Source organism: Streptomyces sp. YKOK-I1, from assembly GCF_054660435.1.
This window is the reverse complement of sequence record NZ_BAAGDR010000001.1, coordinates 5,652,387-5,664,511: the sequence shown is the minus strand read 5'-3', so window position 1 is coordinate 5,664,511 and position 12,125 is coordinate 5,652,387. Positions and strand designations below refer to the sequence as shown.

Sequence of the window (12,125 nt, the reverse complement as noted above, 5' to 3'; positions counted from 1 at the left end):
CGGGGAGTCGCGTGGCGCGATGTCTACGGTTCCGTAACGGGGGGTTCCAGGCTGTCCAGCACCTCGCTCAGCCGTTCCAGCACCGCGACCGCCTCCGCCAGCTCCGTCTCCCCGTAGGCCGCCACCAGCCGGTCGGCGAAGGCCGCGTGCCCGGGGTCGATACGGGCGATCGCCGCGCGCCCCTCAGGGGTGGGGGCGAGCAGCTTGGCGCGGCGGTGCGCCGGATTGGGCCGGTACTCGGCCAGCCCCTTGCCGACCAGCAGATCGGCGATGCGCTGCACGCTCTGCCGCGTGATGCCCATGACCCGCGCGATGCCCGACACCGGCAGCGGCTCCCCCAGTACCGCCCCCAGCACCTGCCACCAGGCGGCGCTGATCCCGGCGGGCCGGGCGAGTTCCTCGGCGACCGCGAGGAACTGCCCGTTCAGCCGGAACACCCCGAGGGCGCTGCGGCTGAGCAGCTCCTGGCGCGGCCGGCTCACCGCCTGGCCGTCGCCTTCTCCAGCACGGCGTAGGCCGCGGCGTCGGAGTCGTGGAACAGCCGGTACCAGGCGTCCAGCACCTCCCCCTCGTACACCCCGAGGAGACGGAGGATCTCCCGGGCGAAGGCGACGGGCTCGGTCGGTCCGGCGGTGATCAGGGCGCCGTCGGTCACGGCGTCGGCGTCGACGTACCGCTCGCCTCCGCCGTAGCCCGTCGCGGCCAGATAGAAGGAGACCGCGCTCGTGTGGTCGCGGTCGTCGAGCAGGCCCTCGCGGGCGAGTCCGGCGGTGGCCCCGCAGATGGCGGCGACGGGCGTACCGGCGGCGAGGAACTCGCGGGCCTTGCGGGCGAAGGGCGCGAGGTCGTCGGACGTGTCCCAGAGGTCGGCGCCCGGCAGGATCAGCAGACTGCTGTCCTCGGGCCGTACGGCGTCCAGGGCGAGGTCGGGCAGGACGCGCAGCCCCCCGATGCTGACCACCGGATCGGCGCCGGTCGCGCCGACGGTGCGGACCGGATACCCGCCCCGGGCGAGGTGGGCGGTGGCGAACCCGGTCTCCCAGTCGGCGAGCGTGTCGTACACGGCGAGATGGACGGGCAGAAGAGTCATGACAACAGGCTGTCATTTGGACAGCAAGCTGTCAAACAGGGGGAGATGCCTCCCCGACTCCCGACAACCTGTCGCGGAATCCCCCCGCCGACGGAACAAAACGCCGGTACCGCCACGCGGCACCCCCCTCCTACGCTCACCGGCCATGACCCCTCAGACCGACCCCCGGGCGGGCGCCGCCGTGAAGGCCGTGGACCGTGCGCATGTCTTCCACTCCTGGTCAGCGCAGGAGCTCATCGACCCGCTCGCCGTGGCCGGCGCGGAGGGGTCGTACTTCTGGGACTACGACGGCAAGCGGTACCTCGACCTCACCAGCGGGCTCGTCTACGCCAACATCGGCTACCAGCACCCGAAGGTCGTCGCCGCGATCCAGGAGCAGGCCGCGCGGATGACCACCTTCGCGCCCGCCTTCGCCGTCGAGGCCCGTTCCGAGGCCGCCCGGCTGATCGCCGAGCGCACCCCCGGCGACCTGGACAAGATCTTCTTCACCAACGGCGGCGCGGACGCCGTCGAGCACGCCCTGCGCATGGCCCGGCTGCACACCGGCCGCCCGAAGGTCCTCTCCGCCTACCGCTCCTACCACGGCGGCACCCAGCAGGCGATCAACGTCACCGGCGACCCGCGCCGCTGGGCCTCCGACAGCGCCTCCGCCGGAGTGGTGCACTTCTGGGCGCCCTTCCTCTACCGCTCCCGCTTCTACGCCGAGACCGAGGAGCAGGAGTGCGCGCGGGCGCTGGAGCACCTGGAGACGACGATCGCCTTCGAGGGGCCCGCGACCATCGCCGCGATCATCCTGGAGACCGTCCCCGGCACCGCCGGGATCATGGTGCCGCCGCCGGGCTATCTCGCCGGGGTCCGGGAGATCTGCGACACGTACGGGATCGTCCTCGTCCTGGACGAGGTCATGGCCGGGTTCGGACGCACCGGTGAGTGGTTCGCCGCCGACCTGTTCGGGGTCGTCCCCGACCTGATGACCTTCGCCAAGGGCGTGAACAGCGGCTATGTGCCGCTCGGCGGGGTCGCGATCTCCGGCGCGATCGCGGAGACGTTCGCCCGGCGGGCGTACCCGGGCGGGCTGACGTACTCCGGGCACCCGCTGGCCTGTGCCGCCGCCGTCGCCACCCTCGAGGTGATGGCGGAGGAGGGGATCGTGGAGAACGCGCGCGACCTGGGCGCGTCCGTCGTCGGGCCGGGGCTGCGGGCGCTCGCCGAGCGGCACCCCAGTGTCGGCGAGGTACGGGGGGTGGGCATGTTCTGGGCCCTGGAGCTGGTGAAGGACCGCGAGACCCGGGAACCGCTCGTCCCCTACAACGCCGCCGGGGAGGCGAACGCGGCGATGGCGGCCTTCGGCGCGGCCGCGAAGCAGGCCGGGGTGTGGCCTTTCGTGAACATGAACCGGACGCATTTCGTGCCCCCGCTGAATGCCTCCGAATCCGAGCTGAAGGAGGGCCTCGCGGCCCTTGACCAGGCCCTTTCGGTCGCCGACGAGTACACCGGGTAGGCACAGGACGGGGACAGCGGACGCACGCTACGCGTGTAGGGGCTTGAAATCTTCGAACGCGTAAGGTGGCGTGCTCGTACATATCGACGAGCACGCCCCTTTCCGTCCCTACGCCCCGAGGGAGACGCCCCGAAGATGCCCGGCAGCAGCGGCAACGGCGCCGTGACGCGCAGCACCCTGCGGCAGCAGATCGCCGACGCGCTCCGCGACGAGGTGCTGGCGGGGCGGCTGCCGGCCGGGCAGGAGTTCACGGTCAAGGAGATCGCCGAGCAGTACGGCGTCTCGGCGACCCCGGTCCGCGAGGCGCTGGTGGATCTCTCCGCGCAGGGGCTGCTGGAGGCCGACCAGCACCGGGGGTTCCGGGTCCACGAGTACTCCGTGGAGGACTACCGGGGCATGATCGAGGCGCGCTCGCTGATCATCGAGGGCATGTTCCTGCGGCTGGAGGAGGGCCGGCAGTCCGTCCGTGAGTCGGGCTCGCCGGAACGGGTCGCCGCCGCGATCAACGGGGTGCGCCGGCGCGGCGAGGAGGCCCAGCGGGCCGCCGCCGCTGGTGACCTCACCGTCCTCATCGGCTACGACCTGCGCTTCTGGCGTGAGCTCAGCGACTTCTTCGGCAACCCCTACCTCGCCGACTTCCTGCACCGGCTGCGGGTGCAGAGCTGGGTGTGCGCGGTCCAGCACCTGCGGCGGATGACCGATCTGCGCGGGCATCTGTGGTCAGGCCATACAGATCTCGTCGACGCCCTGTACCGGCGCGACACCGCCACGGCCCGCCGGATGCTCGCCGAGTACAACGCCGACTCCGTCGCCCTGGTCGAGCGGCTGGCCGAGGGGCCGGTCGAGGGGCCGGTCGAGGGATGACGGCGACCGCCACCGACCGGGAGACCGTAGCGACCGTCGCGCTGTCCGTGGTCGTCCCGGCCCGGGACGAGGAGCGGCGGCTCGGGCCCACCCTCGACGCCCTGGTGGACCATCTCGAACAGTCGCCGGGCGCCTGGGAGATCGTCGTCGTCGACGACGGGTCCACGGACGCCACCGGCGACCTGGTCGCCGCCCGCCGGGATCCGCGGGTGCGGGCCGTCACCGGTGAGGGCCGGGGCAAGGGGCACGCGCTGCGGCTCGGGGTGGCCGCCAGCCGGGGCCGCCGGGTCCTCGTCACGGACGCCGATCTCGCCACCCCCGTGGCCGAGCTGGCGCGGCTGGAGCAGGCGCTCACCGAGGGCCATGCGGCCGCCGTGGGCTCCCGCGCCGTGCCGGGCGCCACCCTGGGCGACCGCCAGCACCGGGCCCGCGAACTTCTCGGCAAGGCCGGCAACCGGCTCATACGGGCCACCGCCGTGCGCGGCATCCGGGACACCCAGTGCGGGTTCAAGCTGTTCGACGGCGACAAGGCACGCGCCGCGTTCGCCGCCTCACGGGTGGACGGCTGGGCGATCGACGTGGAGGTGCTGCGGCACTTCCAGCGCTCCGACTGGCCGGTCGCCGAGGTGCCGGTGCACTGGTCGCACCGGCCCGGCTCGAAGGTCCGCCCGCCGGACTACCTCCGCTTCCTGCGCGACCTGGCCCGCCTGCGCCGGGCCGACCTCCTGGCGGTCCTGCTCTTCCTCGCCTTCTCCCTCACGCTCTACTCGGGCCGCGTCCTCGACCCGGCGCACCGCTATCTCACGGACTCGCTCCAGGACCAGAACCAGTGGGAGTGGTTCTTCGCGGTGACGGCGGACAACGTCAGCCATCTGCGCAACCCGCTCTTCAGCGACCTCCAGGGCTACCCCGACGGGGTCAACCTGATGGCCAACACCGCCATGCCGGGTCTCTCCGTGCCGCTGACCCCCGTGACGCTCCTGCTCGGCCCGGCGGTCACCCTCAGCCTGGTGATGACGCTGGGCCTGGCCGCGACCGCCGCCGCCTGGTACCGGCTGATCGCGCGGCGCCTCACCCCGCACCGGGGCGCCGCCTTCGCCGGAGCCGCCCTGGCCGCGTTCGCGCCGCCCTTCGTCAGCCACGCCAACGCACACCCCAACTTCGTCGTCCTCTTCATGATCCCGCTGATCGTCGAGCGCGCCCTGCGGCTGTGCACGGGCACCCGGGTCGGCCGGGACGCCGTGACCCTCGGTCTGATGGCGGCGTACCAGTGCCTCCTGGGCGAGGAGGCGCTGCTGCTCGCGGCGATCGGCATGTTCCTGTTCGCGCTCGGCTACCCGGCCGTACGCCCGAAGGAGGCGGCGGCGGCCGTACGCCCCCTGCTGCGCGGCCTGGCGATCGCCGCCGCCGTCGCACTCCCCCTCCTCGTCTACCCGCTGGCCTGGCAGTTCTCCGGCCCGCAGTCCTACGACGGCATCGACCACGGCACGGCCCCCGGCACCGCCAACTCCCTGCGCGCCCTGCTGACCTTCGCCGAACGCTCCCTGCTCGCGGGCGACGCCGGGACCGCGAAGGCGCTCTCCCTCAACGCCACTGAGCAGAACGCCTTCTACGGCTGGCCGCTCGCCCTGCTGGCCCTGGCGATCACCGTGCTGCTGTGGCGGCGGCGCCCGGTCGTCCGGGCCCTGGCGGCGACGGTCCTGGGGGCGGCCGTCCTGTCGATGGGCCCGCCGGGACCCTGGGCCCTCCTCGACGGGCTCCCCCTCTTCGAGTCGGTGATCGAGAGCCGGGTGGCGATGATCTGCGGCCCGGCGCTGGGCATGCTGATCGCGCTCGCGATCACGGAGCTGAAGGGAACCCGGCCGGTGCTGCGCGGGGCCGGACTGGCCGCCGTGGCCCTGGCCCTGCTCCCCCTCGTCCCCGCCCCGCTGCGCTCGGAGCCGCGCGCCGAGGTACCGGCCTTCTTCACGGACGGGACCTGGAAGTCGTACGTCCGCGACGGCGAGACGCTCGTCCCCGTGCCGCTCGCCGAGCCCGGCGCCGCCGAGGCCCTGCACTGGCAGACCGCCACCGGGCTCGGTTTCCGGATGCCGGGCGGCTACTTCAACGGGCCGTACGGCGACGGCGACCGCACCGGTGTGTACGGCGTCCCGCTCCGCTTCACGGCGAGTCTGCTCCAGGAGGCCCAGTTCACGGGGATCGTCCCGGTGATCGACACGGCGGCCCGGGAGGCGGCGGCGCAGGACCTGGCGTACTGGCGGGCGGGCGCACTCGTGCTGGCCCCGCAGCACCATGCGGGCGTCCTGCGTGAGACCGTGGACAAGTTGTTGGGCCGACCCGGTAGGCGGGTGGACGGAGTGTGGGTATGGGATCTGCACGACTGACGACTGGAGGAGCCTTCTTTGGCCTGTGACCTGTGGCTGGTACCGCTCGTCGACGTGTTGTGCCACACCCCCGACAACCCGTTCGCCGACGAACTCGCGCAGTACAACAAGGTGCTGGCGGAGGCGGGGCTGCCGCCGGTGCCGGTGTTCCAGTACATGCCGGGGCTGTCCGGGGAGGTCGCCCCGGTGGCCGGCTTCGACTACGACGCGCTGCACTTCCTGCGCCGCGCCTATCTGCTCCAGGTGTGCGGGCTGCCGGTGACCCCGGTCGACGAACTGGGCGGCGACTACGAACAGCTCCTGGAGATGTTCGAGTCCACCGCCCAGCAGTCCCATCTGGTCTGGCACTACGACCACGCGGGCGCGTACGTCCCGGTCGACTTCCCGCACCCGCTGTCGAACGACGACCTCCTCGCCGGAGGCGGCCCCCTGGGGTCCGCCCAGTCCCTTCTCCGGGAGCTGGAGTTCGTCGCCCCGTCGATCGGCATCGACCCGGGGAACCCGCCGTCACCGCCCCAGGCACCCACCGCGCCCACCGAGTTGGAGGAACCGGCAGTGCCCGCGCCGTACGATCCCAGCCCCTTCGCCCGCGAGCGGCACGTCTGGCTGGGGCTGCACGCGGCGGCGACCCGGAGTCTGGCGCAGGGGTCGATGATCGTGTTCAGCTGACGGTCAGTGACCCAGCTTCGCGAGCCCTGTCCGGACGTCGTCCTTGTTCATCGCGGGGGTATAGGTGAGTTCCGCACCGAGTTCCAGGAAGAACGGCTCGCTGATCCTGGGCAGGTCGGAGGGGTCCGCCAGGTCGAAGAACAGATAGGCGGTACGTCGGCCGCCGTCCGCGGTGAAGTAGGCCGCCTCCGGCTTGATCTGCTCCATGGACTCCTCGATCAACTTCCCGAGGGTCCCGTTCCGGATCAGCTCGTTCGCCTTCTCCGTGTCCATGGACGCCTTCAGCATCATGCGCATCGCGGTCACCTTCTTCTGGTTCCGGGGTGGACGCGCGCGGGTGGCCATTTCAGGATATGCCCGGGCGGAGGGGGGCGCCCCTGGCTGGGGACGCCCCTCGGTTCACCTCTGGTGCGGCAACCTGATCGTCCGCACGAGGGGCATGTCCGCGTACGCGTCCGGATCCACGGTCACCACATGCCGCCCGTCCGGCCAGTCGACCGTCGGCCGCGACAGATGGATCGCGTGGCCGAGCCGCCACTCCACTCCGTCACGCAGCAGCGCGCCCACGGTGGAGGCACCGGCGAAGTCCAGCTCGACGATCTCGACGGCGGGCAGCGCGCCGACGTGTTCCGCGAGTCCCTTGCGCATGCCGTCGGCGGCGGCCAGACAGAGCGCGGGCACATAGACGTGCCGGGTGGGCCCGTGCTCGGTGTTCGCCACGAACTGCGAGGCCAGCGAATTCCCCGAGCCGAGCGCCAGCAGGGCCGACTCGTCGAAGACGACACCGGTCGATCCGGCCCTTGCCCCGCTCACAGACTGTCCACCGGCCGACCGGCCTCCAGGTCCTGCCAGACCTTCTCGGCCCGGTCGTGGTCCTCGTCCGTGAGCGTCACGCCGAAGTGCGTCTCGCAGTACGCCTTGGTCTCCTCGTACCGCTTGCGCAGCTCCTCCTGCGTGGGCGTGGCCCCGGCCAGTTCCGCGATCAGATCGCGCATGGTCATCCCACGCTCGCGGGCGAGCACCATGAGACGGTCACGGACAGCGGGGTCGACCTTGACGGTGGTGTCAGCCATGACGCAAGTATACCGCCGGTATACCGTCGCCTCCGGCCTTTCGAGCAACGCGGTCATCGCGTTGCTTTCGGTTGAGTGACCCGACGGGCGACTGCCGGCCGGGAGTCTGTGTGCGGCTACGCGAGCGCGGGCTGTCCACGCAGCAGCGCGCGGACCGTCGCCCCACCCCTGCGAGCCGCGTCGCGGAACGCCTCCGCGCCGGGCTTGCGCAGCGCGATCTCGACGGTCGTCGCGGGGGTCGGCGACGGCGGAGCCGGGCGCTTGCGGCGCAGGCGGTCCTCGATGAGGGCCCGCGGGGAGTGGACCGGGGTGGGGAGCCCATCGGTCAACGCGGCTCGCACCTGGGCGCTGTTCGCCCCCGCGTCCCACCACGCCTCCACGAGCGGCGCGAGCCGAAGCGCCTCGGCGGCACCGAGGGTGAGCCCGGGGTGCGTCCGGCCGAGGGAGCCGAGGAAACGAGCGGCGGCCACGGTGCGCTCGCTCGGCTCCGGCCCCTCCGACCCCTCCCGCTCCGGATCCGGCTCGGACGGCGGGGAGGGAGGTTCTTGTTCCACCGTGATTTCCCCGTAAGGGGTAGCGCCCTCGGTCGCGCCTCCCGACTCGCCGGAGGCCCGGTCCTGGACCATTTCGGGTTCACCCGCCGGGGGTTCGTCCTCGTACGGAGTATCGAAAACCTCGTACACCGTGGAGAACTGACGCGTCTGCGGATCCTGTCGCACCACCCGTCGCAGATACCGGGATTCCTCCAGCTCATGCAGGGCGGATGCGATCCGCGCCCGTCCCTCCTTGCGCTGCTCGGCGAGGGTTCGGATCGTGGCGCGGGCGCCGTTCGGGAGGCTGAGGAGGTACGTCAGTACGCCTACCGCGCACCAGGAGAGGCTCCGGTCGCGGAGGAGAGCGTTCGAGAAGACGGAAAAGGCGCGGGTGGGCGTCGTACGATGAATGCGCATTGGGAGCTCCGCTTTTCCTGTTGGAGCTGGCGCTCCTGTTGTCGAGCCCCCGGGTGTTGGCGCACCGCGGGGGTGTTTCTGTTGGCGTGACTCTATGGGCACGCAGAGCGACGAACGCAAGCCGGAAGTGGGTTTTCCTGGGCGGGAGTTCTCGCTTTTCACTCGCCGGAGTGAAGTGCGGTGCGGAGCAGCAGCGTGTGGACGAAGCGGTCCGGGGCCGTGGGGCGGTAGCGCCAGGAGAACGGCCAAGTCATGTCGTCCAGGGCCGGGACCGGGATGAACCACTCCTTGTCCGGGCCGCTGGTCAGACGGGTGACGTCCGGGGGCCAGGCCAGGTGGGCCGTGCTGCCCGGCGGGACCAGGAAGTACACGCACCGGCGCCCGCTCGCCGTCTCGATCACCGGTCCCGGGTCACCCCCGGTCATCCGCGCCAGCCGGTCGGCCACCTCCCGGCCCCACTCGCCGTCCAGCCGTACGGCGTCGAACCGCACACCCGCCTTGCGCACTTGAACGCCGGTTTCGGGCAGCCAGTCCAGGTCACTTTGCGTATTCACGGGGCCAGTTTCCGGAGTCCGACCTACCGTCTTCCATAACTCAGAGTCGACCATGCACAACGGTTGGGAGTCGAGGCTGAGGCGTGATGACCGGTTGAGTTCGGTTGAGTTCGGGGGTGACCGCAATGGCGCGGGCAGAGAACAAGATGGAAGCGGGCGGCACGGCACAGCTTGTCGCTGCGCTGGCGAAGGCTCTGCGCGAGCAACAGGAGCTGAGTCAGGAGGAGTTGGGGAACCGGATCGGATACACCGGTTCGGCGATCAGCGCGATGGAGACTTGCGCGCAGCCCGCGAGCGACAAGATGCTCGTCAAGCTGGAAGAGACGATCGGGGGCGGACTCGGGGTCTTCGAGAAGGCCCGCAAGTACGTCCTGCTGGACAAGTACCCGTCGCAGTTCAAGAACTTCGCGCTGATGGAGGCGGAGGCGGTGACGTTGTCGTCGTACCAGACCTTCGTGGTGGATGGTCTGTTCCAGACGCCCGAGTACGCACGGGCGTTGATCGGCGGAGGCTTCCCCAAACTGCCCGAGTCGAAGGTGGAGGAGCTGGTCGAGGCCCGAATCGCTCGCCGGACGCTCTTCGACCGTGCGGACCCGCAGCCGATGATCGAACTGATCCTGGACGAGTCGGCGCTGCAACGGCCTATCGGGGGCTGGGACGTACTGCGCGGCCAACTGCGGTCGCTCGCCGAGGACGCCGAACGGGACAACGTGAGCCTCCAGGTGATGCCGCTGGATCGAGGGCTGCGGGGAAGCCACGCGGGCACCCGGGGCGACATGGTCCTGGTGGTGACCAAGGAGCACCACCACGTGGTCTACATGGAGATCGAGGACGAGAGTGTGCTGGTCAGCGATCCCGTAAAGGTCGCTGGCCTCACACACCGGTATGCGAAGATCCGATCACAGGCTTTGAGCCCGGACGACTCACTGAGCCTCATCCGGAAGTTGGCGGGAGAAGAGCAGACATGACCAGCACCTTGCGATGGTTCAAGTCGAGCTACAGCAACGACAGCGGCGGTCAGTGCCTCGAAGTCGCCCCCTCCCCCGAAGTCACCCACATCCGTGACTCCAAGAACCCCGGCGGCCCGGTCCTCCGCGTCTCCGCCGAGTCCTGGGCCGCCTTCGTGGACGAGTACCGCGCTCAGTAAGTGAGGTAACAGCTCTTGACCACGCCGTAGAGCGGGTCGACGCCGAACACCGCCGCCTTGCAGGTGGTGCCGCCGGAGAGGGTCTTGTAGACGTACCGGCCCCGCGCGCCGTAGGCGACGGTCCGCTTGCCGGTGAAGGCGCAGGTGCCGCCCTGGGTGGCGCAGGCGGTCGCCTTGTAGCCGGCCGGGGCGGCGGGGGCCGTGTAGCAGGACTTGGTCTCGTTGCTGAGCGGGTCGCCGCCGAAGGAGGCGGTCGTGCAGGCGGTGTTGCCTGCGGCGACCGCGGTGTTGAAGGCGCCGTACGCGCCGTACATCACCGGCTGGCCGGCGACGGCCGCGCAGGTGCCGCCCTCGGCCGCGCACTTGGTCCAGCCGGCCGGGGCGCCGTTGGGCGCGATGTAGCAGGACTTGACGACATTGGCCGCCGGGTCGCCGCCGAACTTGGCGCTGGTGCAGGCGACGCTGCCGCTGGTGACGAGGTGCTTGAAGTTGCCGTTGGTGCCGAAGACGACGTCACGGTTGTAGCCGGGGACCTTGCAGGTGCCGCCCTCGGCCGCGCACTTGGTGTACCCGTAGGGGCCGCCCGCGAGGGCGACGTAGCAGGTCTTGATGGTGTCGGCGGCCGGGTCGCCGCCGAAGGAGGCGCTGGTGCAGGGGGTGCTGCCGGTCGCCGTCTTGTAGGCGTACGCCCCGGAGCCGAAGGCGACCGCGCGGGTGCCGGTGAAGGAGCAGGTGCCGCCCTCGCTGGCGCACCGCGTCCAGCCGGCGGGGAGCGGCGCGGAGGTGCCGATCATGTACTTCACCAGGGACGCCACCGCCTTCATGCCGGCCTCGTTGGGGTGGTACGTGGCCCGGCCGGAGGCGGGCTTGTACTTCTCCACCCACGGGGTGGACCCGCACGCGTCATGGCCCTTGCTCGCGGCGGCGACATTGACCAGGGTCGCCCCGGTGACGGTCGCCGCGGCGGCGGTCGCGTCGGCCAGCCGGGAGGCGACGGTGCGCTCGTAGGCGAGCTGGCTCGCGGTGAGCGGGACGCCGGTGCAGGCGGCGCCGTCGGGCAGGACGGACAGGTAGTTGACGAGGAGCACCCGCGCCTGCGGGGAGATCTTGTGGACGGCCTTCACGACGTTCTGGATCCGCCCGCTCACCGCGCCGAGGGCCGTGTCGATCGCCGACGTGCTGACGGTCCCGCAGTTGGCCTCGCCCTTGTTCTGGCAGGAGTACGAGACCACGCTGCCCAGGTAGTTGACGTCGTTGCCGCCGATGGTGACCGTGACCAGCCGGGTCGTGCTCTTCACGGCGTTGATCTGGGGCGGCTGTCCGGCCTGGCTGGCGGCGAGGATGTTGGCGGTGGTGGCGCCGGAGCAGGTGACGTCGGTCAGCTTGGCGCCCGTGTCACGGGCCACGATGCTCGCGTAGTTGTTGTTCGACCGCATGCACGCGGCGGCGACACTGCCCTCCTTCACCGTCGGGATGCTCGGACCGGCGGCGAAGGAGCTGCCCATCGCGACGTACTCGAGACCGGCCACCGAGGCGGCGGTGACGGCCGAGGAGAGGGACTCCTTGGCCCCCTCGTCCACGGGCGAGGGGTCCGCGCCGGGGCTCCCCCCGAGGTTCGCGCACCCCGTCGCGAGCCCCAGGGACAGGACCAGCCCCAGCAGTCCCGCCCGTCGGCGATGCCGCCGTCTCATGTCCGTCATGCGTGGTTCCTCCGTGCTGCACTGTCGACACTTAACCCCGTCAACATGACGGGCTGCCCTCTAATACGGTGGAGTTGACCGGCTGGTTGCAGCAATGATCGACAATCTGTCGACAACAATGGGGCAACGCGTAGGTATACGCGACCCTGAGATAAGTAGCGCTACTCAGGCGGTCGTTGACCGGTGAGCGGCA

The 12,125-nt window shown here is 71.0% G+C and carries 14 protein-coding genes; 6 read left to right on the top strand and 8 right to left on the bottom strand.

Features of this window, described 5'->3' with window-relative positions; all coding sequences use genetic code 11:
- Positions 1-23: 23 nt before the first annotated feature.
- Both ACYQ8Q_RS25260 and ACYQ8Q_RS25255 read right to left on the bottom strand, forming a co-directional pair.
- Entirely contained in the window at positions 24-482 is a 459-nt protein-coding gene (locus ACYQ8Q_RS25260) for a MarR family winged helix-turn-helix transcriptional regulator (RefSeq protein ID WP_460068034.1), read from the bottom strand.
- Positions 479-1,090 carry a type 1 glutamine amidotransferase family protein gene (locus ACYQ8Q_RS25255; protein WP_460068033.1) on the bottom strand — a complete coding sequence of 204 codons (612 nt, stop codon included), beginning with the start codon at positions 1,088-1,090 and terminating at the stop codon, positions 479-481. The genes ACYQ8Q_RS25260 and ACYQ8Q_RS25255 overlap by 4 nt, the downstream gene beginning before the upstream one ends.
- Positions 1,091-1,235: 145 nt before the next feature.
- Between ACYQ8Q_RS25255 and ACYQ8Q_RS25250 the strand changes: the two genes are divergently transcribed.
- The 4 genes from ACYQ8Q_RS25250 (at position 1,236) to ACYQ8Q_RS25235 (ending at position 6,508) form a co-directional block, all read left to right on the top strand.
- On the top strand, positions 1,236-2,591 hold the full coding sequence (locus ACYQ8Q_RS25250; protein WP_460068032.1) for an aminotransferase class III-fold pyridoxal phosphate-dependent enzyme: 1,356 nt from the start codon (positions 1,236-1,238) through the stop codon (positions 2,589-2,591).
- Between the two features lie 135 nt (positions 2,592-2,726).
- A complete protein-coding gene (locus tag ACYQ8Q_RS25245; RefSeq protein WP_460068031.1) occupies positions 2,727-3,455 on the top strand; it encodes a GntR family transcriptional regulator in 729 nt (242 codons plus the stop codon).
- Entirely contained in the window at positions 3,452-5,839 is a 2,388-nt protein-coding gene (locus ACYQ8Q_RS25240) for a dolichyl-phosphate beta-glucosyltransferase (protein WP_460068030.1), read from the top strand. The genes ACYQ8Q_RS25245 and ACYQ8Q_RS25240 overlap by 4 nt, the downstream gene beginning before the upstream one ends.
- Before the next feature lie 18 nt (positions 5,840-5,857).
- Positions 5,858-6,508 carry a hypothetical protein gene (locus ACYQ8Q_RS25235; protein ID WP_460068029.1) on the top strand — a complete coding sequence of 217 codons (651 nt, stop codon included), beginning with the start codon at positions 5,858-5,860 and terminating at the stop codon, positions 6,506-6,508.
- A gap of 3 nt (positions 6,509-6,511) precedes the next feature.
- Here the strand turns inward: ACYQ8Q_RS25235 and ACYQ8Q_RS25230 are convergent, their stop codons facing one another.
- The 5 genes from ACYQ8Q_RS25230 to ACYQ8Q_RS25210 all read right to left on the bottom strand — a co-directional run bounded on the left by ACYQ8Q_RS25230 (position 6,512) and on the right by ACYQ8Q_RS25210 (position 9,085).
- On the bottom strand, positions 6,512-6,805 hold the full coding sequence (locus ACYQ8Q_RS25230; RefSeq protein WP_460068028.1) for a hypothetical protein: 294 nt from the start codon (positions 6,803-6,805) through the stop codon (positions 6,512-6,514).
- Between the two features lie 102 nt (positions 6,806-6,907).
- Complete coding sequence (locus ACYQ8Q_RS25225) at positions 6,908-7,321, bottom strand: PIN domain-containing protein (RefSeq protein WP_460068027.1); 414 nt, start codon at positions 7,319-7,321, stop codon at positions 6,908-6,910.
- A complete protein-coding gene (locus ACYQ8Q_RS25220) occupies positions 7,318-7,581 on the bottom strand; it encodes a hypothetical protein (protein ID WP_359280601.1) in 264 nt (87 codons plus the stop codon). Before ACYQ8Q_RS25220 ends, ACYQ8Q_RS25225 begins: the two co-directional genes overlap by 4 nt.
- Before the next feature lie 116 nt (positions 7,582-7,697).
- Complete coding sequence (locus ACYQ8Q_RS25215) at positions 7,698-8,531, bottom strand: hypothetical protein (RefSeq protein WP_460068025.1); 834 nt, start codon at positions 8,529-8,531, stop codon at positions 7,698-7,700.
- Positions 8,532-8,689: 158 nt separating this feature from the next.
- Positions 8,690-9,085 (bottom strand): hypothetical protein, encoded by a 396-nt coding sequence (locus ACYQ8Q_RS25210; protein WP_460068023.1) that lies wholly within the window; start codon positions 9,083-9,085, stop codon positions 8,690-8,692.
- Between the two features lie 116 nt (positions 9,086-9,201).
- Here ACYQ8Q_RS25210 and ACYQ8Q_RS25205 point away from each other — a divergent pair, with 116 nt between their 5' ends.
- Together ACYQ8Q_RS25205 and ACYQ8Q_RS25200 are read left to right on the top strand one after the other, a co-directional pair.
- On the top strand, positions 9,202-10,053 hold the full coding sequence (locus ACYQ8Q_RS25205; protein ID WP_460068022.1) for a helix-turn-helix domain-containing protein: 852 nt from the start codon (positions 9,202-9,204) through the stop codon (positions 10,051-10,053).
- The gene (locus ACYQ8Q_RS25200; RefSeq protein WP_460068021.1) at positions 10,050-10,232 is read left to right on the top strand and encodes a DUF397 domain-containing protein; all 183 of its coding nucleotides are present in this window, start codon (positions 10,050-10,052) and stop codon (positions 10,230-10,232) included. The genes ACYQ8Q_RS25205 and ACYQ8Q_RS25200 overlap by 4 nt, the downstream gene beginning before the upstream one ends.
- Here the strand turns inward: ACYQ8Q_RS25200 and ACYQ8Q_RS25195 are convergent.
- Positions 10,226-11,932, bottom strand: coding sequence for an SGNH/GDSL hydrolase family protein (locus ACYQ8Q_RS25195; RefSeq protein ID WP_460068019.1), 1,707 nt, complete (start codon positions 11,930-11,932; stop codon positions 10,226-10,228). The two genes, ACYQ8Q_RS25200 and ACYQ8Q_RS25195, sit on opposite strands and share 7 nt — an antisense overlap.
- Positions 11,933-12,125 lie beyond the last annotated feature (193 nt).

Bases quoted from the DNA above. Each gene is read 5' to 3' on its own strand.
- ACYQ8Q_RS25255 (WP_460068033.1), bottom strand. From the start codon at position 1,090: ATGACTCTTCTGCCCGTCCATCTCGCCGTGTACGACACGCTCGCCGAC.
- ACYQ8Q_RS25250 (WP_460068032.1), top strand. From the start codon at position 1,236: ATGACCCCTCAGACCGACCCCCGGGCGGGCGCCGCCGTGAAGGCCGTG.
- ACYQ8Q_RS25245 (WP_460068031.1), top strand. From the start codon at position 2,727: ATGCCCGGCAGCAGCGGCAACGGCGCCGTGACGCGCAGCACCCTGCGG.
- ACYQ8Q_RS25240 (WP_460068030.1), top strand. From the start codon at position 3,452: ATGACGGCGACCGCCACCGACCGGGAGACCGTAGCGACCGTCGCGCTG.
- ACYQ8Q_RS25230 (WP_460068028.1), bottom strand. From the start codon at position 6,805: ATGCGCATGATGCTGAAGGCGTCCATGGACACGGAGAAGGCGAACGAG.
- ACYQ8Q_RS25220 (WP_359280601.1), bottom strand. From the start codon at position 7,581: ATGGCTGACACCACCGTCAAGGTCGACCCCGCTGTCCGTGACCGTCTC.
- ACYQ8Q_RS25215 (WP_460068025.1), bottom strand. From the start codon at position 8,531: ATGCGCATTCATCGTACGACGCCCACCCGCGCCTTTTCCGTCTTCTCG.
- ACYQ8Q_RS25200 (WP_460068021.1), top strand. From the start codon at position 10,050: ATGACCAGCACCTTGCGATGGTTCAAGTCGAGCTACAGCAACGACAGC.
- ACYQ8Q_RS25195 (WP_460068019.1), bottom strand. From the start codon at position 11,932: ATGACGGACATGAGACGGCGGCATCGCCGACGGGCGGGACTGCTGGGG.